The organism is Pseudoalteromonas sp. AS71, assembly GCF_038900275.1.
Lineage (GTDB): Bacteria > Pseudomonadota > Gammaproteobacteria > Enterobacterales > Alteromonadaceae > Pseudoalteromonas.
This window is the reverse complement of record NZ_JBBMQZ010000023.1, coordinates 16,614-38,317: the sequence shown is the minus strand read 5'-3', so window position 1 is coordinate 38,317 and position 21,704 is coordinate 16,614. Positions and strand designations below refer to the sequence as shown.

General features: G+C 39.6%; 21 protein-coding genes. 16 read left to right on the top strand and 5 right to left on the bottom strand.

All coding sequences use genetic code 11. The features are described from left to right. Positions 1-10: 10 nt before the first annotated feature. Both dksA and sfsA read right to left on the bottom strand, forming a co-directional pair. Positions 11-454, bottom strand: a complete 444-nt coding sequence (gene dksA / locus WNY98_RS16615) for an RNA polymerase-binding protein DksA (RefSeq protein WP_002962671.1) — start codon at positions 452-454, stop codon at positions 11-13. A 302-nt stretch (positions 455-756) separates the two neighbouring features. Further along, entirely contained in the window at positions 757-1,476 is a 720-nt protein-coding gene (gene sfsA / locus WNY98_RS16610) for a DNA/RNA nuclease SfsA (RefSeq protein WP_342878435.1), read from the bottom strand. 123 nt (positions 1,477-1,599) lie between these two features. On the opposite strand from sfsA, the gene pepB reads away from it, so the two are divergent. Both pepB and WNY98_RS16600 read left to right on the top strand, forming a co-directional pair. After that, positions 1,600-2,895, top strand: coding sequence for an aminopeptidase PepB (pepB, locus tag WNY98_RS16605; protein WP_024589754.1), 1,296 nt, complete (start codon positions 1,600-1,602; stop codon positions 2,893-2,895). 183 nt (positions 2,896-3,078) lie between these two features. Continuing rightward, on the top strand, positions 3,079-3,645 hold the full coding sequence (locus tag WNY98_RS16600) for a phosphoribosyltransferase family protein (RefSeq protein WP_007377478.1): 567 nt from the start codon (positions 3,079-3,081) through the stop codon (positions 3,643-3,645). Positions 3,646-3,707: 62 nt separating this feature from the next. On the opposite strand, the gene WNY98_RS16595 is transcribed toward WNY98_RS16600, so the two are convergent. After that, the gene (locus WNY98_RS16595) at positions 3,708-4,364 is read right to left on the bottom strand and encodes a Crp/Fnr family transcriptional regulator (RefSeq protein WP_002962665.1); all 657 of its coding nucleotides are present in this window, start codon (positions 4,362-4,364) and stop codon (positions 3,708-3,710) included. A gap of 288 nt (positions 4,365-4,652) precedes the next feature. Between WNY98_RS16595 and WNY98_RS16590 the strand changes: the two genes are divergently transcribed. After that, complete coding sequence (locus WNY98_RS16590; RefSeq protein WP_342878434.1) at positions 4,653-4,889, top strand: uroporphyrinogen decarboxylase; 237 nt, start codon at positions 4,653-4,655, stop codon at positions 4,887-4,889. 373 nt (positions 4,890-5,262) lie between these two features. Here the strand turns inward: WNY98_RS16590 and rdgC are convergent, their stop codons facing one another. Together rdgC and WNY98_RS16580 are read right to left on the bottom strand one after the other, a co-directional pair. Continuing rightward, the gene (gene rdgC, locus WNY98_RS16585) at positions 5,263-6,180 is read right to left on the bottom strand and encodes a recombination-associated protein RdgC (RefSeq protein WP_024599872.1); all 918 of its coding nucleotides are present in this window, start codon (positions 6,178-6,180) and stop codon (positions 5,263-5,265) included. 112 nt (positions 6,181-6,292) lie between these two features. Next, positions 6,293-8,062, bottom strand: a complete 1,770-nt coding sequence (locus WNY98_RS16580) for an ATP-binding protein (protein WP_024599871.1) — start codon at positions 8,060-8,062, stop codon at positions 6,293-6,295. A gap of 363 nt (positions 8,063-8,425) precedes the next feature. Between WNY98_RS16580 and WNY98_RS16575 the strand changes: the two genes are divergently transcribed. The 13 genes from WNY98_RS16575 to WNY98_RS16515 all read left to right on the top strand — a co-directional run bounded on the left by WNY98_RS16575 (position 8,426) and on the right by WNY98_RS16515 (position 21,677). Beyond that, positions 8,426-8,794 (top strand): response regulator, encoded by a 369-nt coding sequence (locus WNY98_RS16575; RefSeq protein ID WP_342878433.1) that lies wholly within the window; start codon positions 8,426-8,428, stop codon positions 8,792-8,794. Between the two features lie 228 nt (positions 8,795-9,022). Further along, positions 9,023-11,440: a bifunctional aspartate kinase/homoserine dehydrogenase I gene (gene thrA, locus WNY98_RS16570; RefSeq protein WP_342878432.1), complete on the top strand. Its 2,418-nt coding sequence runs from the start codon at positions 9,023-9,025 to the stop codon at positions 11,438-11,440. A gap of 9 nt (positions 11,441-11,449) precedes the next feature. Beyond that, on the top strand, positions 11,450-12,385 hold the full coding sequence (thrB, locus tag WNY98_RS16565) for a homoserine kinase (protein ID WP_342878431.1): 936 nt from the start codon (positions 11,450-11,452) through the stop codon (positions 12,383-12,385). 11 nt (positions 12,386-12,396) lie between these two features. Next, complete coding sequence (thrC, locus tag WNY98_RS16560; protein ID WP_342878430.1) at positions 12,397-13,680, top strand: threonine synthase; 1,284 nt, start codon at positions 12,397-12,399, stop codon at positions 13,678-13,680. A 269-nt stretch (positions 13,681-13,949) separates the two neighbouring features. Next, on the top strand, positions 13,950-15,206 hold the full coding sequence (gene glyA, locus WNY98_RS16555; protein WP_024599866.1) for a serine hydroxymethyltransferase: 1,257 nt from the start codon (positions 13,950-13,952) through the stop codon (positions 15,204-15,206). A gap of 415 nt (positions 15,207-15,621) precedes the next feature. Beyond that, on the top strand, positions 15,622-16,071 hold the full coding sequence (gene nrdR / locus WNY98_RS16550; RefSeq protein ID WP_002961761.1) for a transcriptional regulator NrdR: 450 nt from the start codon (positions 15,622-15,624) through the stop codon (positions 16,069-16,071). A gap of 164 nt (positions 16,072-16,235) precedes the next feature. Next, positions 16,236-17,360, top strand: a complete 1,125-nt coding sequence (gene ribD, locus WNY98_RS16545) for a bifunctional diaminohydroxyphosphoribosylaminopyrimidine deaminase/5-amino-6-(5-phosphoribosylamino)uracil reductase RibD (RefSeq protein ID WP_342878429.1) — start codon at positions 16,236-16,238, stop codon at positions 17,358-17,360. Between the two features lie 27 nt (positions 17,361-17,387). Continuing rightward, positions 17,388-18,041, top strand: coding sequence for a riboflavin synthase (locus WNY98_RS16540; protein ID WP_024599864.1), 654 nt, complete (start codon positions 17,388-17,390; stop codon positions 18,039-18,041). A gap of 29 nt (positions 18,042-18,070) precedes the next feature. Beyond that, positions 18,071-19,183 (top strand): bifunctional 3,4-dihydroxy-2-butanone-4-phosphate synthase/GTP cyclohydrolase II, encoded by a 1,113-nt coding sequence (gene ribBA / locus WNY98_RS16535; RefSeq protein WP_076925320.1) that lies wholly within the window; start codon positions 18,071-18,073, stop codon positions 19,181-19,183. 101 nt (positions 19,184-19,284) lie between these two features. Further along, the gene (gene ribE, locus WNY98_RS16530) at positions 19,285-19,749 is read left to right on the top strand and encodes a 6,7-dimethyl-8-ribityllumazine synthase (RefSeq protein WP_342878428.1); all 465 of its coding nucleotides are present in this window, start codon (positions 19,285-19,287) and stop codon (positions 19,747-19,749) included. A gap of 15 nt (positions 19,750-19,764) precedes the next feature. Next, positions 19,765-20,175, top strand: coding sequence for a transcription antitermination factor NusB (nusB, locus tag WNY98_RS16525; RefSeq protein WP_024599862.1), 411 nt, complete (start codon positions 19,765-19,767; stop codon positions 20,173-20,175). A gap of 45 nt (positions 20,176-20,220) precedes the next feature. After that, positions 20,221-21,195 (top strand): thiamine-phosphate kinase, encoded by a 975-nt coding sequence (gene thiL / locus WNY98_RS16520; protein WP_024599861.1) that lies wholly within the window; start codon positions 20,221-20,223, stop codon positions 21,193-21,195. Then, positions 21,192-21,677, top strand: coding sequence for a phosphatidylglycerophosphatase A (locus WNY98_RS16515; RefSeq protein ID WP_024599860.1), 486 nt, complete (start codon positions 21,192-21,194; stop codon positions 21,675-21,677). Before thiL ends, WNY98_RS16515 begins: the two co-directional genes overlap by 4 nt. The last annotated feature ends 27 nt before the right edge of the window (positions 21,678-21,704 follow it).

Sequence of the window (21,704 nt, the reverse complement as noted above, 5' to 3'; positions counted from 1 at the left end):
TAAGTATTAATTAGCCGCGTCCAGATTGCTTTTCTTTGATTTCTGCAAGTGTTTTGCAGTCTACGCATAAATCGGCAGTAGGACGTGCTTCTAAGCGACGTATGCCAATTTCGATGCCACAAGACTCACAAAAGCCAAAATCATCTTCTTTAATCAAATTAATTGTTTTTTCAATTTTTTTGATTAATTTACGTTCGCGGTCACGAGTACGAAGTTCTAACGAGAACTCTTCTTCTTGTGCAGCGCGGTCAACTGGGTCAGGAAAGTTAGCAGCTTCGTCTTGCATGTGTGATTTAGTACGATCAACTTCGTTACGTAAATCATTACGCCAAGTTTCTAAAATCGCTCTAAAATGAGCACGTTGTGCATCATTCATGTACTCTTCGCCTGGTTTTTCTTGGTATGGTTCTAAACCGGCTTGAGCCAATAAACCATGTTTCTTTTGGTCTGGCATAACTCTCTCCTAAATCCTTAATTTAATGCCTCAGCATTAGCCGGCGGTATAAATAACAGAATCTTATACCCTAGGCAAATTTATTTTTAATTAATCGAATTAGCTTCAACCATGCTTACTGAGTAAAAAGTGTATTAATAGTTTATTTACACTTTTAATTAATTCACATATTCGCTTTCTAAAACTTGCCTTGTTATGTGGGCAAAAGCTTTAAAAACAAGTTAATTTTTATAACTTTCTTTAATTTGAGTACTTTGCTTATTTTGCAGATTACGCTTAGTTCAATCCCTTGGTTTAATACATTATTGTGCAAATACTATTTTTTTATGAAGTAAAACTTCATTAGCAGAAATAGTGGCCTTGTATGCTAATACTTCAACGCCGGCTATTATTGCTTGGCTTAATAGCGTGGCGTATTTTTTATCAATATGCGCAGCTGCACTTACGGTATTTATTCCTTCATGTAAAACAGCGAACAGTAATACTGCTCGGTGGCCTTGTTCGATCATTTCTATTAGTTCGCGGATATGTTTTTGTCCACGCAGTGTTTGCGCATCAGGAAAGTAGCCTTGCCCGCTTTGTGGTGCATCTTCGCTTAATAATGTGACTGATTTAACTTCTACGTAGCAATCAGGCTTATTTTTGTCTTTGAGTAAAAAGTCGATTCTGCTGTTTTCGCTGCCGTACTTTACTTCGCTTTGCAATTGACTGTAGTCGAGTAGCTCGCTTATCACATTATTGTTTATTGCTTCTTCTACTACTTTATTAGCCACCGCTGTATTTACACAAATAAGCTGCGATAAGTTATTTTGCGTAAGCTCTAATGAATGCGGGTATTTTCGTTTTGCGTTATCACTTGTTGAATAAAAAGCAGCAAAACCCGGCTCAGCGCATCCCGTCATTTTACCTGTATTAGCACAGTGGGCGGTAAATTCGCTGCCATCACTTAGTTGTAAATCAGCTAAAAAGCGTTTGTAGCGCTTTAGTAAGGTGGCTGGTTGCAGCGTTGGCGTGTACTTCATAATAACTTCCAAAGTGTAAATACTGCACAGCAGTGTGATTTATGTTATTTATCTCAAGCTGTTGGGAACTTAAGCGCTCTATAGTAAACTCGGTGGCACATTTAAGTGCAAGGGTATTCTAACATGAGTGAAAAATTTGTTGTTCAACTAAGCGAACAAGCAGCAGCGAGTCATTGGGGCGATAATGCGTCATTGTCTTTTAATGAGCGCGGTGCAACTGTTCATTTGTCTGAGCAAGAAACATTGAAAAATGTTCAAAAAGCTGGTCGTACTATTGCAATCCAAGGTATTAAAAACGTTGAATTAGCTGGCGATGCTTGGTGTACAGAAAGCCAGTGGGCTTTTTATCAAGGCTTTGTAACACCAAAATCGTTAAACGGTGTTGAGTTTGTTGATAACGCACAATCAGATATTAAAGAACTTGCTCACTTAAAAACGTCAGCAATTTGGGCACGTGAAATGGTTAACGGTACTGCCGATGACATTTACCCAGAGAGCCTAGCCGAAAAAGCAGCTGAGTTTATTCAATCATTAGCGCCTGAACACGTAAGTTACCAAATCATTAAAGGTGATGCGTTACTAGAACAACAGTGGATTGGTATTCATGCTGTTGGTCGCGGTAGTGTTCGCCCGCCAGTATTGCTTGAGCTTGATTACAATCCAACAGGCGACGAAAATGCACCAGTAAGTGCAGCGCTTGTAGGTAAAGGTATTACGTTTGACTCAGGTGGTTACTCAATTAAATCAAGCGAAGGTATGCTTGGTATGAAGTGCGACATGGGCGGCGCTGCAACAGTAACTGCAGGTTTAGCATTGGCTATTAACCGTGGTATTGAAAAACGTATTAAGCTGTTTTTATGTTGTGCTGAGAACTTAATTTCAGGTCATGCATACAAATTAGGTGACATTCTTACTTATAAAAATGGCACAACAGTTGAAATTGTAAACACGGATGCTGAAGGTCGTTTAGTACTTGCTGATGGTTTAATGGCAGCTGGGGAGACTGGCGCTCCACTTATTATTGATGCAGCAACACTAACCGGTGCAGCGCTTGTTGCAGTTGGCCAAGAGTACAATGCATTATTTGCACTTGATAAAGAGCTTGTACGTGAAGTTGAGAGTTTTGCATCTCAAGAAATGGAAGCTGCTTGGCCACTGCCTCTTGAAAAATGGCATCAACAAAACTGCCCATCTCCTTATGCTGATACGGCAAATAGCCGTGCACAAAAGGGTGGCGGTTACGGCGGCGCATCGAATGCGGCAGGCTTTTTATCGCGCTTTGTGCCAAATGATGGCAAAGGCTGGGTACACATCGATTTAGCGGCTGCATTTAACATGGGCAGTACAAGCCAATGGGCAGCGGGCGCAACAACGCAAGGTATGCGTACGGTTGCTCGTACTTTACAAGAAAAAGCATAATATTTACTAAATTACGCTTTTTACGCTAAAAATAGGCACCCTTGGGTGCCTATTTTTTAATTTACAGGCAAGCAATTTTATTTCATTTACGGTAAAATCCGTCGCCAATACCTGTTTGAGTTTAATTTTTGCTTAACTCTAAGCTGCGCTCAAATATTATATCCACCACTGGGGTTTCTAATTATGTCAGATAAGTGCTACATCACAGCTCAACAGCTGCTTGAAGATTCGTTCCGCGTAGCGGCACAAGTATACCAAGATGGCTTTCGTCCTGATTTTATTATTGGTATTTGGCGAGGTGGTGCACCGATCGGTATTGCTGTTCAAGAGTATTACGATTACAAAGGCATTGAGACTGACCACATTGCAGTACGTACATCGTCTTATTACGGTATTGGTAAGCAGTCGAAAGAAATTAAAGTACACGGCTTACATTACATTGTAGAGAACGCAAATGCAGGTGATTCATTACTAATTGTTGATGATGTGTTTGACTCAGGTCGTAGTATTGTTGCATTAAAAGAAAAGCTTTCAGAGCTTATGCGCTTAAACTTGCCACGTGATATTCGTATTGCATGTCCGTACTACAAGCCAAAAAACTCAAAAGTAGACACTGTTCCAGATTATTATATTCATGAGTCTGAAGAGTGGTTAGTGTTCCCGCATGAACTATCGGGTTTAACACCGGATGAAATTATTGCTGGTAAATCTGATCTTGCGAAAATTCATGACATTTTGCTAGAGAAGTAATTAGTAATTTGCATAAATAAAAAAAGGCCGTTAAGGCCTTTTTTTTATGAGTGGAATTTAGCTTAAAGCTGAGCAAAGCTATCTACGTATTCACTTAGCTTTGGTATATCGACTGCTTGCAAGCCATCGTTACTTCTAAGTACCAAGCCTTTTTCTACGAGTTCAGTAACAACGCGTCTGTAAGCTCGCTCAGTGGTAGCAAAGCGTTCTGCTTCAGCATTCACGGTAGGGTAGGCCCTAAGTAGCGTAGGGTTGTTATTCTCGGCTCTTAGCAAGCAATCTTTAGCTATGTTATAGCTAAGTGGTAGTAATAACTTATCTAGATTGATTTTTTGGTTTTCCTGAAACTTAGCCGCAATGGTTTGTGCGGTGTATAAGCTCAGTTCTGGTTTTTCAAGTAGCAGAGCACGCCAATGTCTTAATTCAATAAGGTTATAGGTTACATCGCTAAAGCACGTAACTGTATAAATACATGGATTATTATTTAGCGCTTCTATTTCACCAATAAGGGTATTGTTACAATCCAATTGACCTAACAGCAGGCGTCGTCCATTACCTACATCGTAACTAAACGACACAGTGCCACTACGTACAAGTACAAGCTTGCTTAAAGGCTGATCTTGATGGATCAGGACTTCTTTTTTTGATTGTTGATAGCTACTACCGGCAAAGGTTAAAAGCTGATCAACCAGGTAACTAGAAAAATGGTATTGAAACATCAATGTGCTCTTCGGACATTTGTCCTATTTATTACATCTTAATGACGATAGCATTAAGACACTAAGAATTTACGCTAACTTGCTATTAATATAATTAGCTTTGCTAAGAGTATTATTTTACCTTCATTTCCCGTGTAATGATTTAAGAATTTGCTGGTATTTTCCGGCAAACTTTTTCAGGTTTTTTAAGCAGGTTAGCTTTTTTATTTTGTTGTAACTTTGCAATACTTATAAGTGCCATAAGCTAGCAGTACATGTAATGCTAACCTAAAGGCTAGGAGAGAACAATTGAGTTGGGAATATTTAGGTTATATTGCATCAGCTTTATTGGTTGCATCGTTAACAATGACAGATGTAGTAAAACTACGTTGGTACAACATGTTTGGTTGTATTGTATTTACTGCATACGGTGTTGCCATTGGCGCAGTGCCTGTTATTTTTACCAATGGCTTATTGTCGCTTGTAAATTTATACCACATTATAAAAATATATCGCCAACCTAAAGCTGAAGACGCTAAAAGCTAAAATAAGTTATCTGCACAAAGTAAGTTAATGGTTTTAATTAAAATCAAAAACTTTAGTTTTTGTGCAGTCCAGCTTGAAGCGTATATAGATAACTTCACACCACTTTATATAACTTACCTTGATGATCCTTTGAGCCATTCTGTAACCTCCTATTTGAAAGGTGATTACCATAGGTTTTAATACGTCGAACGTTAGCTAATACCAACCTGCATAAATCTTTGATCAATTTAACGAATTAAATTGCACTATAACGTCGTTAAAAATTTTTATTTAGAACAACTAGATACAAAAATTTTTGCCTAGTTCTAGCGTAATTTACTCAACGTTAAATTGCTAAATATTTACGCAGGTTGGTACTATGGTATTTAGGTATTTACGCTTTTTCTAAATCTTCAACGTCACCTAAGCCAGCAGTTAGTTCTTCAAGTAATTGCTTTATCTCTTCAGAAGCTAAAATAAAGTCAGCATCAAGTTTTAAAGCCATATCTTCTTTAGGAATATCAGCGTTTTCTTCTTTTAGAGTTTCAGAGTAGCTTAAACGTTTGATAGAGCCATCGTTTTGCAGCATAAACTTAAGACGCTCTTGCCAATCAAGTGCAAGTTTAGTTACGCGTTTACCACTTTCTAAATGCGATTTAACTTCATCACACGATAGGTCATGACCTTTAAGCTTTACTTGTGCGCCGCTGTCGTCTGCTTCTTCAAGCTCAGCGTCTGAGCCAATAGCAAAGCCTTCTGGTGTACTAAAGTTAGTTAACCAATCAGTTAAAAACACATCTAAATCGTAGTTAGCAAACGCAGGTACAACCGGAAGTGTTCCTAGCGATTTACGAAGTAGTGCTAGTAGCTCTTCTGCTTTATTAAAGCTGCCACTATTTACAACAACCCAACCGTTTTCTTGGTCAATAAAGGCAAATTGTAAGCTCGACTTTTTAAATGCTTGAGGTAGAAGAGTATGAAGAATGTTTTCTTTTAATTCGTCTTTTTCTTTCTTTTTAACTGGGCGGTTTTCTTCAGCTTCTATCAGATCAACTTTCTCAGCGACTAGTTCGTTGATAACAGAAGCAGGGAGTACTTTTTCTTCACGTTTAGCGCAAACTAAAATACTTTTTTGAGAAAAATGAGCTAGCGTTTCGCCGTGTTTTCCAAATGCTTTTGTCCAACCAAATGTTGCAAGCTCTTGACCAGTACATGGGCGAAATAAATCTTGCTCTAATGCTTTATCAAAATCTTCTTGAGTGTATGAAACGTCTTGCTTAAAGCGGTAACAAATAAGGTTACTAAACCACATAGGGGAATTGATCCATTTAAAAATTTGTACAATCATAGCAATAAAAACAGTATCTCGAAATGACTGATTTGTTACTGTTGAATATGAACAAATTTAACGCATGTACTTTTATTTATTCATATTTATCAAAAATAGGCAGTGGCTTAGCCATGTTCTTCGGAAATTGAATATAGTAACGCAGACCTCTGCCTGGTTCACTCGTTGCATCAATCGATCCACTTAGGGTTTGTTTAACTAAATTAAGCATTATATGGGTACCTAATCCGCTACCGCCTTCATCGCGCTTGGTAGTAAAAAATGGGTCGAATAATTTTTTCAATTGCTCGTTGGTAACACCATTCCCATCATCTTTGTAATCAATAGTTAAATTGGTGTCATCTGCGCTGATTTTAATATCCATTACACCGTTACTTTTACCTTCAAAGCCATGAATAAGTGAGTTCATAATTAGGTTGGTAAAAATTTGGCTTATAGCCCCTGCGGGTAAATTTAAAACTAAATCATCTGGGCATTCTAATTTTATAGTATGAGATGTCTTTTTTAATTTTGGGTGCAGTGAGCGTATGACTTCGTTAGTGTAATCTTTGAAGTTAATTGTTCTCACTGCCTCACTGGCCTGATCGACCGCTATTTGTTTAAAGCTAGCAATAAGTTCAGAGGCTCTATCTAAATTAGTTGTTAGTAAGCTAGCGCTTTGCTTCGCTTCGTTAATGAATTCTTCTAGTGCTTTTGGCGAAAGCGTTTTTTCGGTATAAGCGTTTTCGAGTTTATTTAAGCGTTCTTGTAAAAATGATATTGCCGTTACACCTATACCAATAGGGGTGTTTATATCGTGTGTAATACCTGCGACAAGTCCACCTAGCGCGGCCATTTTTTCTGTGCCTAATAAACGTTCCTGTGCAAGGCTCAACTCTTCTATATAACGTTGAGATTCAGTTTGCTTTGTAATTAGTTCTTGTTCTGTACTTCGGCGTAAATCAACTTCTTCTGTGAGTACAATTTTTTGTTTTTCGAGTTCGTACTTTTGCTGCTGTAAATCCATCATTGCTTGGCTTAAATTTGATGTTTTACGGGCTACATCTTGTTCAAGTTGTATGTTGTGCTGATCGAGCTTTTCGTTACTTATAATGAGTTCTTTTTGGGTGTGCTCCAGCTCTTTTCTATACTGAACTACTTTATCAATTAGTTTGTTAAACGACTGCTCCATCACTTTTAGTTCGTTATGCTCCTCTGTTTCTATTTCTATGTGTTGACCTTCTAGCTCATCCAGTTCTAAATTTTCTAGCTGCTCAGTGAGCTCAGCTAAAGGGTCTGTAAGAAGTTTTCTAAATGCCATTAAAAATAAAATGATCAAAAAAGTGGTTTTAATCATTGCGTTACCAATCAAAAAGTAGATTGATACCATAATGCGGCTAAAAACAACTTCTCGACTTGAGAATAAGGTAACGTCGCCAACTTGGGTTGCACGGCCTGAAAATTCGAAAATAAGTGGAAAGGTATAACCAAATAAACCCGATTTACTATCTTCTAAAATTACTTCTTCTTGTACTAATTGTTGGTTATATAGTTTATGTATATCGAGCGAACGTCCTAGCTGTGAAATAATTTCACCGCTGTCATCTCGAACTATAATCCCTTCAATCATGGGTATGGCGAGTAGACCTTCAGCAGTTGTAATTGTTTGCTTGGTATTAAGTTCCCAAATAGCGCGTGTTAAGCTGCGACTAAAGGTTTTTTGTAATGTACTCAATTCATCACGGATATAGTCTTTAGTATTAACGTATTCAGCAAGCACTTGTCCGCAAGTCACTACAAAGGTAAGCAAAAAATAGACGGATAAAACGCTAGTCAGCAGCTTCTTAGAAAGACTTTTTTGTAACATGAGTGACTTGTTCATCCTTTATTATTTTTGTAACGTTACGATAGTAATTTAAAAGTTAGTCAATAAACCTCTAAAAATAAATAAAAAAGTTAAAATTTAACAAGATAAGCCCAAAAAGCAGGCGTGTAGCATCAAAGCAATTAAAACAAGCTATGAGTTAGTAAGTTTGTTATCTATTAAGTATTTAAGGTTTTATTGGTATTTGCCTTGGTTAATTATATCTTAAACGGATTTATTCTATATTTATCATTGTATTAAATTATTAATGCGCTGAGTGCTTGGAGGCGTGTTAAAGTGTCTAAAATGCGAAGGAAGGTATTTTAGTAACCTTTTAATAAATTTGATGGTTGTGTAGTAGTAAACATGATGAAATTTTCGATATTAGTCTGTGACGATTCTGCAGTCGCCCGTAAACAAGTCGTACGGTGTTTAAACGAATGTATAGACGCTCAAATACAACAAGCTACAAATGGAGCGCATGCTCTAGAGCTTTTACGGGCACAAAGCTTTGATTTGCTATGCTTAGACCTCACGATGCCCGAAGTTGATGGTATACAAGTACTCGAGTCTATAAAAACAGAAAAAATAGAGTGTTTTGTTTTAGTTATTTCCGCCGATATACAAGAGAAAATGAAGCAACGAGTCGCTCAACTTGGCGCAATAGACTTTATCGATAAACCTATCAATAAATCTAACTTAAACGAAATATTGCATAAATTTGGCATTCATTAGGTTTTTTCATGTTAAAAAAGGATGTTTTATCTTTTGATTTAGGGTTGACAGCATAGCCTTTGTTAAGGCAGTCTTAACATATGAAAACAATTAATCGCGTACTGACCATAATTATTACAACCATCATTCTTACTGGATAGTGGCATAGGTCGGTGCAACAAATTTAAAGGCCTGTGTTCACTTAGAACACAGGCCTTTTTTCGTTTTATGGGATGAGGAACATAAACAATGCGAGTTTTAAAATTTGGTGGGTCTTCGCTTGCCGACTATGCATGCTTACAACAGGTAGCTCAGCTAGTTAAAGCACAATTAAAAGATGAAATGTTATTGGTACTTTCTGCTCCCGGTGGAATGACCGATTCGCTAGTTGCACTTGCAAGTGCCGCAGAGCAAGGCTCAGACTTTTCGCAGCAATGGCAAGCATTGGTTAGCCGCTGTGAAGGTTTAAAAGCTGACGTTGAAAAAAGTGGTGTAGTAGTTACAAGTTGGCCAAACTTAGGCGAGCTTAAAAATAAACTAGATGGCGTGTCACTTATACAGTGTTGCCCTGATCAGGTTCGCGCATTTGTGATTAGCTTTGGAGAGCGCGTTAGTGTTTCTTTAATGCAGGCTTTATTGAACTCGCACGATGCAAGATACTTAGAAGCAACCAGCTGTATAGCTTCAACGGGTGGTTATATCGACGCCGAGGCTGATTTAGTAACAAGTAAAGCGCGCTTTCAAGATGTGCTTAAAGAAAGCCCTGCAATTATTTATATCATGCCTGGTTTTACAGCTAGTAATGATAAAGGTGAGCTTACAACGCTTGGTCGTAATGGCTCAGACTACTCAGCAGCAATTGCAGCAGCATGTTTAGAGGCTGAAATTTGCCAAATTTGGACTGACGTTGATGGCGTATATAGCGCTGATCCCCGTTATATTAAAAAAGCGACTAAAGTAGATTTTTTATCTTATAAAGAAGCGATGGAGCTTTCTTACTTTGGTGCAAAAGTACTTCACCCAAAAACAATTTTACCATGTGCTAAAGCAGGCGTGCCATGCGAAATAAAAAATACGCATAACCCAGATGCACAAGGCTCATTAATTGGTAACGATTATTCATCAGATGAGCCAGTAAAAGCACTTTCGAGCTTACAAGAACTTGCAATGTTGACCGTTTCAGGGCCAGGCATGAAGGGCAAAGTAGGTATGGCGTCTAAGGTATTTAACGCGCTTGCTCACGATAACGTATCAATTGTATTAATCACTCAGTCATCATGCGAGTTTAGCATTAGCTTTTGTGTGCACGAAACAGACCTAGCACTTGCACTTGACGCGCTACAAACTGCATTTGAGCTTGAGTTACAAGCAGGGCTTATTGAGCCTGTACAAGTGCAGCGCAATCTAGCCATTGTTACTTTAGTGGGCGATAACATGCGCGCGCACCGTGGCTTAGCGGCTAAGTTTTTTGCATCTCTTGCACAAGCTCAAGTAAATATTGTGGCAATTGCACAGGATTCTACTGAAAGCGCTATCTCTGCGGTAATTGATGGTGAGTTATGTAACGACGCCGTAAAAATATGCCATGAAAACTTTTTCACTCATGTGCCGTCAATTGATGTGTTTTTACTAGGTTGTGGCTTAGTAGGGCAAGAGCTTATTAATCAGCTTGAGCGTCAGCAAGCGTGGCTTGAAAAACGTAATATTAAACTTAACTTGTATGGTGTTGCTAACTCTCGTCAATTACACCTAGATAGTGAAGGTATTGCTTTTGGCGATTGGCAGCAAAAATTGGCCTTATCTGAGCAAGCATTTGATTTAAAACTAGTAGAGCAGTTTGTTAAGCAAAATCATTTAGTAAATCCTGTACTTGTAGATTGTACGTCGTCGGATGCACTTGCTGCGCAGTATGTAGACTTTTTAAATGCAGGTTTTCATGTGGTTGCTGCCAATAAAAAAGCAACAACAAGCTCATACACGTATTACCAAGATTTAATTGCAGCAACGCAAAAGAATAATCGTAAATTTTTATACGAAACAAACGTAGGTGCAGGCTTACCAGTAATCGACAACTTACAGTCATTATTTGGTGCGGGTGATGAGTTATTAGAGTTTAGTGGTATTTTATCAGGCTCACTTTCGTATATGTTTGGCGCACTTCAAGATGGTTTATCACTTTCTGAGGCAACTATTAAAGCCAAAGAAAGCGGTTTTACTGAGCCCGATCCTCGTGATGATTTATCGGGTACCGATGTAGCACGTAAGTTATTGATCATTGCTCGCGAAGCCGGTATGAAGTTAGAGTTAAGCGATATTGAAGTTGAGTCTGTATTACCACCAGGTTTTGCACAGGGCGATAGCGTTGATGAGTTTATGGCAAAACTACCAAGCTTAGATACTGATTTTAACAAGCTTATTCAAAGTGCTGCTAGTGAAGGCAAAGTACTTCGCTATGTAGGCACAATTAAAGAAGGCCACTGTAAAGTAGGTATTGAAGCTGTAGATTCCAAACATGCACTTAGTGTCATTCGTGATGGTGAAAACGCGCTGGCTATTTTAAGCCAATATTACCAGCCACGTCCGTTTGTAATTCGTGGTTATGGCGCTGGCTCAGAAGTAACAGCCGCAGGTGTATTTGCTGATATTTTAAAAACGTTATCGCGCTAGGAGATCGTTATGATTGAAGTATATGCTCCGGCGTCTATTGGTAATTTTGCTGTAGGTTTTGATGCACTTGGCGCAGCGCTTGCGCCAATTGATGGCAGTTTATTAGGCGATGTAGCCGTTGTAAGCGCAGCACCAAACGACGAATTTATTTGCACAGGCGAGTACGCTCACAAGTTACCAAGTGATGCTAATGAAAATTTAGCGTACCAGTGCTTAGTGCATTTTAGAGCGCATGTTGCGCCTAATATGCCAAGCGTAAAGCTCGAGCTTAAAAAGAACTTACCAATTGGATCTGGACTTGGCTCTAGTGCGTGTTCGGTTGTGGCTACTTTTGCTGCCCTTGATAAGTTTGCAAAAACAAATTTAAGTCAGGTTGAGCTTATTGAACTGATGGCTGACTTTGAAGCTGTAGTAAGCGGCGGTCGTCATTACGACAACATCACGCCATGTTATTTAGGTGGTTTGCAGTTAACTGGTGATTTAATTCCTGATAAATCAATTGCACTGCCTGTTGATGAAAACTGGTACTACGTTGCTGCGTTTCCTGGTTTTTCGCTTAATACCGCAAAAGCGCGCTCTGTTTTACCAAAAGAGTTGAGCATGCATGCAAGTGTTGAGTTTGCTCAGCGTTTATCGGCGTTTAGTAGCTTATTGTTAACTAATCGTTTTGACGATGCGCTAAGCATAATGAAAGATGAAATAGCAGAACCTTACCGGGCACCGCTTATTAAAGGTTTTAGTGAAGCCAAAGCAAGCCTGCCAGCGCTGGGCGCTGAAATAGTCAGTATTTCGGGCGCAGGACCCACCTTGTTTAGCGTATGTAAAACACTTGAAGCTGCACAGCAATGCGCGCAGTGGTTAGAAACCAATTACATTAACGAGCAAGGCTTTTGCCACATTTGTAAATTAGATAACGACGGCACGCGTCAATTAACAGTTTTATAGGATAGGTAGTCATGCAATTACATAATTTAAAAGATAGCTCACAAAAAGTGTCGTTCGTTGAAGCCGTAAAAACAGGTTTGGGTCGTAACCAAGGTGTATTTTTTCCAGAATCACTAGCCCCACTGTCCGATGTTGATGCATTGCTTGATATGGACTTTGTTACGCGCAGCGGCAAAATATTATCTCACCTAATTGGAGATGAGCTACCAAGCGATACTGTGGCACAAATGGTTAAAAATGCATTTAACTTTCCCGTTAAGCTGGTGGAAGTACAAGAGAACACATACTGTTTAGAGCTGTTTCATGGTCCTACACTTGCGTTTAAAGACTTTGGTGGTCGCTTTATGGCAGAGTGTTTAACGCAGTTTAATAAAGATGAAAAAGTAACTATTTTAACAGCAACATCGGGCGATACCGGTGCAGCTGTAGCGCATGCTTTTTACAATAAACCAAATATCGACGTAGTAATTTTATATCCTAAAGGCAAAATTTCACTTGCTCAGCAAAAGCTATTTACTACGCTAGGTAACAATATTCATTGTTATGCAGTTGAGGGCAGCTTTGATGATTGCCAAGAGCTAGTTAAAAATGCCTTTTTAGATGAAGAAGTTAAATCAACACTTGGGCTTAACTCAGCTAACTCAATTAATATTAGCCGCTTAGTTGCTCAGGTTTGTTACTACTTTGAAGCCATTGCACAGTTACCGAAAGAAAAACGCGCAACAGCGCATATATCAGTGCCTAGTGGTAACTTTGGTAATGTGTGCGCCGCAATGATTGGTGCGGTTATTGGTTTACCTGTAGGTAAATTAAGCGCAACAACAAACCAAAACGATACTGTGCCGCGCTTTATGCTTGATAAAAACTGGACGCCAAATGCAACACTTGAGTCGCTTTCAAATGCGATGGATGTAAGTAAGCCAAACAATTGGCCGCGTGTACAAACAATGTTAGATAATAACTGGTTTAGCTACGATAATTTTTATTCAACAAGCGTAAACGAGCAAGACACGCAAGCCGTGATGAAAAAAATTCAACAAACTGGCTATGTTGCAGAGCCTCATACTGCTATTGCTTACCAAGGTCTTGTTGAAAATCGTGCACCTAGTGCCGCGGGTATCTTTTTAGCGACCGCTCATCCTGCTAAGTTTAAAGAAAGCGTAGAGGGTATTCTAAATATTGAATTAGGTATGCCAAAACCACTTAGCGACGCACTAGCAAAACCATGCCTAGCAAGCGATATGAACGCCGATTACGACGCGTTACGTACCGAAATACTTGATAAACTAGGCTAAGTTAAATTACAAGAAAAAGCGGCTTGAGCCGCTTTTTTTATAACTTTAAACGGATGAATACATTTAGTTATATTTACTAATTAAATGTAGTAAATATAATTCATTTAAAATTATTATGGCTTTATAAAAAAATATCATCTTAAAAGGGCTGTGAAATAGTTTCAATCCCTGTTTAAATATCCTCAACTTAAGAGCGTAGGCAAAGAGTCGTTTAAAGCGTACAATAAAGCCTCTAAAAAACACCATACACGTTGCCCTAGGAGACCCCAATGTTAGAACGTAGCATGAATATTTCGGATTTTGATCCAGAGTTATTTGACGCGATAACCAAAGAAACTGCTCGCCAAGAAGAGCATATCGAACTAATCGCTTCAGAAAACTACTGTAGCCCACGCGTACTAGAAGCGCAGGGTTCACAGCTTACAAACAAATACGCAGAAGGTTACCCTGGCAAACGTTATTATGGCGGTTGTGAGCATGTAGATGTTGTTGAGCAATTAGCAATTGACCGTGCTAACGAATTATTTGGTTCTGACTACGCTAACGTACAGCCACATGCTGGTTCGCAAGCAAATGCAGCTGTTTTTCTAGCATTATTAGATGCTGGCGATACTGTACTAGGTATGAGCTTAGCTCATGGTGGTCACTTAACTCACGGTTCTCACGTAAGTTTTTCTGGTAAGCTTTACAACGCAATCCAATACGGACTAGATGAAGCTACGGGCGAAATTGATTATGCACAAGTTGAAGCACTAGCACTTGAGCACAAACCAAAAATGATCATTGGTGGTTTCTCAGCGTACTCAGGTATTGTTGATTGGGCTAAGTTCCGTGAAATTGCTGACAAAATCGGTGCTTATCTGTTTGTTGATATGGCTCACGTTGCGGGTTTAATTGCGGCAGGCGTTTACCCAAGCCCAGTTCCTCATGCACACGTTGTAACTACAACTACGCATAAAACACTTGCAGGCCCTCGTGGTGGTTTGATTATTTCTGCATGCGGCGACGAAGCAATCTACAAAAAGCTTAACAGCGCTGTTTTCCCTGGTGGCCAAGGCGGTCCTTTATGTCATGTTATTGCAGCAAAAGCAGTGGCATTTAAAGAAGCACTTCAACCAGAGTTTAAAGTATACCAAACACAAGTTGTTAAAAACGCAAAAGCAATGGTCGCAGTTATGCAAGAACGTGGCTACAAAATCGTATCTGACAAAACTGAAAACCACTTATTCTTACTCGATTTAATCGACAAAGATATTACTGGTAAAGATGCAGACGCAGCCCTTGGTAACGCTAACATCACAGTTAATAAAAACTCAGTGCCAAACGATCCACGTTCACCGTTTGTAACATCTGGTTTGCGTATTGGTTCTCCTGCAATTACTCGCCGTGGTTTTAAAGAAGCAGAATCAAAAGAGCTTGCTGGCTGGATTTGTGACGTACTAGATAACATCACTGATGAATCTGTACAGGCGCAAGTTAAAGAAAAAGTTAAAGCAATTTGTGCAAAATTACCTGTTTACGCTTAATTGCATAAGCAGTAGTAATTTAGATCACATAGGCTAAGGGCCTGTTTATCTTTCGAGGTTTAATTTGCAGTAGTATGTTTGGTTTTTAGGCAAGGCAGAGTCTATGTAGTGTGGTTACTCCACACAAATAGGCGATAACGCAGCATAAATGCCAAACATGCACTGCCCTCGGGTTCGTTCTAGGGGCGATTTACTCTTTGTTGCCTACATGGATGTAGGTAAGGGGCGTGAGCAGGACGCGGAAGCTTTGCTCGGTTTTTACTTAGCCCACTAGGTTACAAACCTCGCGCCGCGGTTAAATCGCCCCTAGATAGAACAAATTTAATCCTGAAAGGTCAACAGGCCCTATTTTTTTGCTAAGATAAAAGACCGCTATTTAGCGGTCTTTTTTGTTTTAAAACGGAAGTACCGAGCTATGCATTGTCCATTTTGTACCGCAAAAGATACTAAAGTTATTGATTCACGCCTTGTTGGCGGAGGCCATCAAGTTCGCAGGCGTCGTGAGTGTAACGACTGCCACGAGCGCTTTACTACATTTGAAGGCGCTGAACTGGTCATGCCTCGTGTTATTAAACAAGACGGCAGCCGTGAACCATTTAACGAAGATAAATTATTAAATGGCTTAAATCGCGCACTCGAAAAGCGCCCAGTGAGCACAGAGCAAGTAGATGAAGTAGTGAATATAATAAAATCGCAACTACGCGCAACGGGCGAGCGAGAAATTTCAAGCCATTTGGTGGGTGAATGTATTATGGAAGCCCTCAAAAAGCTCGATAAAGTAGCGTACGTAAGATTTGCCTCTGTTTATCGCTCGTTTGAAGATATACGCGAATTTGGCGAAGAGATTGCCCGCTTAGGGGAGTAATACTAATTTTATTGAAACATGATAATTCTATCGCATTAAATAGCGCACTCACTGCGTTAAAAATTATTTATATAGAATAACTATATGTCATAATTTTCGCCTTGTTATTACGCTATTTTCTTAGCGCTATAATAGAACACTTATTTAACGCAATTGGTATAACAATGCAAAGCCAAACTACTTTTACCGAACATGACGAAATGTATATGGCACGCGCCATAGAGCTTGCCAAAAAAGGCGAGTTTACTACCACGCCTAACCCTAATGTTGGCTGTGTATTAGTTAAGAATAATCAAATAATTGGCGAGGGTTTTCATCAATTAGCAGGTCAAGGCCATGCAGAAGTAAATGCACTGGCAATAGCGGGTAATAATGCACAAGGTGCAACGGCTTATGTAACGCTTGAACCTTGTAGTCATTATGGGCGTACGCCACCGTGTGCTGAAGGCTTAAAAAAGGCGGGCGTTGTAAAAGTAATTGCCGCTATGGTTGATACAAACCCACAGGTTGCGGGCAAAGGCCTTAAAATACTGAGCGATGCCGGTATTGAAGTTGCTTATGGATTACTTGAATCACAAGCACGCGCACTTAACGTTGGCTTTTTTAAGCGAATGGAGCAAGGCTTACCTTATGTGACCTGTAAAATGGCAGCAAGTATAGATGGTAAAACAGCGCTTAAAAATGGACAAAGTAAGTGGATCACAAGTCCAGCGGCTCGCCAAGACGTACAATTATACCGAGCGAAAAGTTGCGCTATTTTAACTGGTGCCGATACCGTGTTAGTAGACGATGCTAAACTTAATGTGCGACTAAGCGAGTTGCCTTGCACGCTACCTACCAATTTACCGCTTCGCCAGCCCGTGCGTGTTATAATTGACTCTCAAAACCGTTTAACGCCCAACCTTGCTTTATTTAAAATCCAAAGTGATGTAATAATATTTACGACTAAGGTTGATAAATCATTGCAATGGCCGCATTTTGTAAAACATATTGAAGTATGTGAAAGCAATGGCAAAGTTGATTTGCAGGCTGTTTTAGAAAAGCTTGGGCAACTAGAGTTTAATAATGTTTGGCTTGAAGCTGGGGCAACACTTGCTGGTAAAATGACAGAGCTTGATTTAATAGATGAGTTTGTTTTTTATTTAGCGCCTAAACTCATGGGTCATGATGCAAAAAGTTTAGTTAATTTTCCTGAATTGACGAGTATGCAAAACACCGTTGATTTAACATTTAATGAATGTGCGCGCATTGGTGACGATTTACGTATCACCGCGTTAAAAACTCATTAAAATCACTTAATAAAAAAGAGTAGCGCTATGTTTACTGGGATAATAGAAGCCACAGGCAAAATTGCTTTATTACAAAAAAAACAAGGCGACTTAGCCATTCGTATCCAAAGTGCTGATCTTGATATGAAAGACGTAAAGCTAGGCGACAGCATTGCAACCAATGGCGTTTGCTTAACCGTAGTTGATAAACATATTGACGGTTTTAGTGCTGATTTATCTAACGAGACGATTGGTTTAACCGGTTTTGCTCACTATGCTTTAGGGCAAACGGTGAATCTTGAAAAAGCCATGCAACCTGTATCGCGTTTGGGCGGTCATTTAGTGTCTGGCCATGTTGATGGCATAGCAACTATTACAAGCATTACAGCAAACGCTCGAGCAACAGAATATTGGCTTACAACTGAAGAAAGTTTAATGAAATACATTCCGTACAAAGGTTCGGTATGTATTGATGGTATAAGCCTGACAGTAAACGCTGTAGAGGGCAATAAATTCAAATTAACAATTGTCCCACACACGAGTGAGCAAACCACAATTGCTCATTTTAAAGTAGGTACCCAAGTTAATTTAGAAGTCGATCAAATTGCACGTTATTTAGAGCGCCTTATAAAGGGTGCAGAGCAACCAACGGGCTCTGATATTTCGATGAGCTTACTCGCTAAAGCGGGTTTTATTAAATAACGAAACTGACAACTTACACGAGCAAATTTATGAATTTACACAGCGCGCAAGAAATCATCGATGATATTAAAGCCGGTAAAATGGTTATTTTAATGGATGATGAAGATAGAGAAAATGAAGGCGATTTAATAATAGCTGCTGAGCATATTAGCGCAGAAGCGATTAACTTTATGGCCACTCATGGCCGTGGTTTAATATGTTTAACCATGACGCAAGAGCGTTGCGAGCAACTTGATTTACCGTTAATGGTTAAAAACAATGGTGCTGCATTTTCGACTAACTTTACAATGTCGATAGAAGCATCAAAAGGTGTTACAACCGGTATTTCAGCTGCAGATAGAGCGCGTACAGTACAAGCGGCTATAGCTAAAGGCGCAGTCCCAAGTGATATTGTTCAGCCTGGTCATATTTTTCCTATTATGGCGCAGCCAGGCGGTGTGTTAACTCGCGCTGGGCATACTGAAGCCGGCTGTGATTTGGCTCGCTTAGCTGGGCTTGAAGCATCATCTGTTATTGTTGAAATACTTAATGCCGATGGCACCATGGCACGACGCCCTGATTTAGAAGTTTTTGCGAAAGAGCACGGTATTAAAATTGGTACTATTGCTGATTTAATCGAATACCGTAACTTAAACGAAACAACAATTGAGCAAGTTGCAAAATGTAAGTTACCAACTATTCATGGTGAATTTGATTTAGTTACTTACAAAGACACAATTGACGGCCAATTACATTACGTTTTGCTTAAAGGCGATATAAAAGAGCAAGAGCCGACAAATGTACGTGTACATTTGCAAAGTACCTTTAACGATATTCTACTTTCAGATAGAAGTGCTGACCGTAGTTGGGGCCTTTCAGAAGCAATGGCTTATATTGCTAAAAACAAAGGTGCTTTAGTTATTTTAGGTAAACAAGAAAGCACTGAAGAATTAGAGGCGACTGTAAAAGCATTCGCAGCAGCTGATGCTGGCGAAAGCGTTACGCCACGTAAATTTAAAGGTACATCGCGTACTGTTGGCGTAGGCTCGCAAATACTTGCAGATCTTGGAATTAAACAAATGCGATTAATGAGTCGGCCTAAAAAGTACCATGCACTTTCGGGCTTTCATTTAGAAGTTGTTGATTACGTTGAGCCGCAATAAGCGCTCTGCTTTTAACTAGTCTATTATTTTATTTTTATGGTATGATGCGCAGCAATTTTTGCGCAATCGCAACCGCTTGAACTTATTTTTAGGGTTATCAAATGAAAATTATTGAAGGTAATAAGTACGCTCCAGGCAAGAAGTTTGCCATTGTCATTTCTCGTTTTAATGACTTTATTGGTGGCAGTCTCCTTGCAGGTGCTGTTGATGAGCTAAAACGCACTGGTGGCGTATCTGATGACGACATTACCGTTATTTATGTACCAGGCGCGGTAGAATTACCTTTAGCGGCTAAACGCGTTGCGGCAAAAAAAGAGTATGATGCAATCATCGCATTAGGCGTAGTGATCAGAGGTGGGACACCACACTTTGACCTAGTTGCTGGCGAATCAAACAAAGGTCTTGCGCAAGTATCACTTGAGTATGATATCCCGGTTGCATTTGGCGTATTAACCACAGAAAGCATTGAACAAGCAATTGAGCGTGCTGGCACCAAAATGGGCAACAAAGGCGGCGAAGCTGCTTTAGGCGCGCTTGAAATGGTTAATGTGTTAGATAAAATTTAAGTTTAAGGAATTTTTGTGAAACCAGCAGCAAGACGTAAAGCACGTATCTTAGCACTCCAAGCCGTTTATTCTTGGCAAATAAGTGGCAATCTAATTGCCGATATCGAACAACAAATGTTGATCGAAACAGACGTTACTAAAATAGATGTTGAATACTTTAAAGATTTAGCGACAGGGGTTGCTGTAAATTACAAGCAACTAGACGAAGCTGTATCGCCACATTTAACACGTCCGTTTAATGACTTAGATATGGTTGAGCGCGCAATTTTACGTTTAAGCAGCTATGAACTTAAGTTCCGTGACGATGTACCTTACAAGGTTGCTATCAACGAAGGTATTGAGCTGGCCAAAATATTTGGCGCTGAAGATAGCCATAAATTTGTAAACGGTGTACTTGATAAAGCTGTTAAGCATTTACGCAAGTAAGTAACCGTTAAAGAGGGGAGCCGGCATAGGCCGGCTTTTTTGTGTATGAAGGAATTTGAATTAATTAACCGCTACTTTAAAGGTCGCGGGATCACCCGTCGTGATGTAAACCTAGGTATAGGGGATGATTGCGCTTTAGTAACCGTTCCACAAAACTGCCAACTTGCCGTTACAACAGACACTCTTGTTGCTGGCGTACACTTTTTCGATGATATTTCCCCTCGAGCATTAGGTCACAGAGCGCTTGCTGTTAACTTAAGTGACTTAGCGGCAATGGGCGCTGAGCCAACATGGGTTTCAGTTGCGTTAACTTTGCCAAGTATTGACCCACAGTGGATTGAAGAGTTTACTGAAGGCATGCATGAAATTGCTGAGTACTTTAATGTGCAAATTATAGGCGGCGATACCACACAAGGTCCATTAACTATTACTATTTGTGCTAAAGGGACTGTTCCAGAAGGGACAGCACTTCGCCGTAGTGGTGCAAAAGTCGGTGATTGGATTTATGTTACGGGTCCGCTAGGTGATGCTGGACTTGCAATTGAATCTCGCAAGCAAGGTATAAATATTGAACCAGAGCATTTAAAGTACTTAAATAAACGCTTTGACTTTCCAACACCACGAGTTGCTGCAGGGCAGGTGTTACGAGGCCTTGCATCATCCGCTATTGATGTATCGGACGGTTTAATCGCAGATCTAAGTCATATACTAGATATGTCGCAAGTAAACGCTGTGGTGAACATTGAAAGTATTCCGACCTCAGATGCAATGCAAGCAAGCCTTGATTTTAATCAGCAGCTTCCATTTATTCTCAGTTACGGTGATGATTACGAATTAATTTTTACTGTACCTGATAGTAATAAAAGTATGTTAGATATAAAACTGCGTCAGTATGGCGTAGATGCAACATGCATAGGCCAAATTAAAAGTGGCGATGGCCAAATTGAGCTTTTACACAACGGTGAAAAGTTTGATTTTAAGCAGCAAGGTTTTGAGCATTTTGCAAAGGAGCTGGTTTGAACAAAAACCGAAAGTTTAATTTAAAGCGTCCACATCAGTTTTTTGGTCTGGGCTTTGGTACTGGGTTAGCCCCTAAAGCACCTGGTACATTTGGTACATTTGCTGCACTACCATTTATTTTTATGACTATGTATTATCCACTATGGCTGCAAATTGTGTTTGCTGTAGTGATCAGTATATTTGGTATATGGGCGTGTGGTAAAACAGCTGATGATTTAGGCGTACATGACCATCCTGCTATTGTATGGGATGAAGTGGCGGGTTATTACATTACAATGATTGGCGCAGCACTTAGCTGGCAAACATTACTCGTCGGTTTTTTGTTATTTCGCTTTTTTGATATAGCTAAACCGGGCCCAATCCGTATGCTAGACAAGCGAGTACATGGTGGTTTAGGTATTATGGCCGACGATATACTAGCGGGCATTTTTTCGCTTATATGCTTACAGGCGTTAATAAAAGTGGGTTTACTACCCTTTTAATTTTTTATATTTGATTTGTTTAACTAG

Excerpts from the sequence above, each read along its gene's own strand:
- dksA (WP_002962671.1), bottom strand. The coding sequence starts at position 454 with ATGCCAGACCAAAAGAAACATGGTTTATTGGCTCAAGCCGGTTTAGAA.
- sfsA (WP_342878435.1), bottom strand. The coding sequence starts at position 1,476 with ATGAAGTACACGCCAACGCTGCAACCAGCCACCTTACTAAAGCGCTAC.
- pepB (WP_024589754.1), top strand. The coding sequence starts at position 1,600 with ATGAGTGAAAAATTTGTTGTTCAACTAAGCGAACAAGCAGCAGCGAGT.
- WNY98_RS16600 (WP_007377478.1), top strand. The coding sequence starts at position 3,079 with ATGTCAGATAAGTGCTACATCACAGCTCAACAGCTGCTTGAAGATTCG.
- WNY98_RS16595 (WP_002962665.1), bottom strand. The coding sequence starts at position 4,364 with ATGTTTCAATACCATTTTTCTAGTTACCTGGTTGATCAGCTTTTAACC.
- rdgC (WP_024599872.1), bottom strand. The coding sequence starts at position 6,180 with ATGTGGTTTAGTAACCTTATTTGTTACCGCTTTAAGCAAGACGTTTCA.
- WNY98_RS16580 (WP_024599871.1), bottom strand. The coding sequence starts at position 8,062 with ATGTTACAAAAAAGTCTTTCTAAGAAGCTGCTGACTAGCGTTTTATCC.
- WNY98_RS16575 (WP_342878433.1), top strand. The coding sequence starts at position 8,426 with ATGATGAAATTTTCGATATTAGTCTGTGACGATTCTGCAGTCGCCCGT.
- thrA (WP_342878432.1), top strand. The coding sequence starts at position 9,023 with ATGCGAGTTTTAAAATTTGGTGGGTCTTCGCTTGCCGACTATGCATGC.
- thrB (WP_342878431.1), top strand. The coding sequence starts at position 11,450 with ATGATTGAAGTATATGCTCCGGCGTCTATTGGTAATTTTGCTGTAGGT.
- thrC (WP_342878430.1), top strand. The coding sequence starts at position 12,397 with ATGCAATTACATAATTTAAAAGATAGCTCACAAAAAGTGTCGTTCGTT.
- glyA (WP_024599866.1), top strand. The coding sequence starts at position 13,950 with ATGTTAGAACGTAGCATGAATATTTCGGATTTTGATCCAGAGTTATTT.
- nrdR (WP_002961761.1), top strand. The coding sequence starts at position 15,622 with ATGCATTGTCCATTTTGTACCGCAAAAGATACTAAAGTTATTGATTCA.
- ribD (WP_342878429.1), top strand. The coding sequence starts at position 16,236 with ATGCAAAGCCAAACTACTTTTACCGAACATGACGAAATGTATATGGCA.
- WNY98_RS16540 (WP_024599864.1), top strand. The coding sequence starts at position 17,388 with ATGTTTACTGGGATAATAGAAGCCACAGGCAAAATTGCTTTATTACAA.
- ribBA (WP_076925320.1), top strand. The coding sequence starts at position 18,071 with ATGAATTTACACAGCGCGCAAGAAATCATCGATGATATTAAAGCCGGT.
- ribE (WP_342878428.1), top strand. The coding sequence starts at position 19,285 with ATGAAAATTATTGAAGGTAATAAGTACGCTCCAGGCAAGAAGTTTGCC.
- thiL (WP_024599861.1), top strand. The coding sequence starts at position 20,221 with ATGAAGGAATTTGAATTAATTAACCGCTACTTTAAAGGTCGCGGGATC.